The sequence below is a fragment of the Lunatimonas salinarum genome (assembly GCF_017811155.1).
GTDB classification, from domain to species: Bacteria; Bacteroidota; Bacteroidia; order Cytophagales; family Cyclobacteriaceae; genus Lunatimonas; species Lunatimonas salinarum.
The window spans coordinates 1-443 of sequence record NZ_JACVCV010000120.1; the positions used below are offsets into that span (position 1 = coordinate 1).

At 37.9% G+C, this 443-nt stretch carries 1 protein-coding gene; it reads right to left on the reverse strand.

Translation table 11 applies throughout. From position 1 onward, the window contains the following. Nucleotides 1–218: 218 nt before the first annotated feature. Nucleotides 219–443: hypothetical protein (locus IAQ59_RS22160; protein WP_209332884.1), on the reverse strand; the 225-nt coding region annotated here is incomplete at its 5' end.

A 443-nucleotide genomic window follows, 5' to 3' on the forward strand; every position in this document is an offset into this window, starting at 1 on the left:
TCCAAGCTGATCATGATGTTAAATACCAGCATGACGCCGAATGCTCCCGCAGCGACCCACCGCAGCCACTTGCTCGTTTTTATATCTGTATTCATTTTTAATTTTGAGATGTATAAAATGATTGAGATTGAAAATTTATAGGACTTTTAAATATTTTTTGGAAAACTTTGGGGTGAAGTCTTCGGCTTTTAAAAGCTTGAGAATAATAACTCATGCAATCAATCTTTAAGTTTGACGATCATCAATATAGGGTTGTCTGATTTGTCCAAGGTATGAAGGGGTAATCCGATTTTTTCAGCTGAAATTTCACCTGTAAAATGTGCCAAAAACTCATGGGGATAGATTAATTTAAAAACCCTGTTGTCGGGCACCTCTCCATGAGGCCAAAAGGGCAACCCCCCATCCATGTCATTGTAAAAGGCAAAATGATAACCATTTCCCTT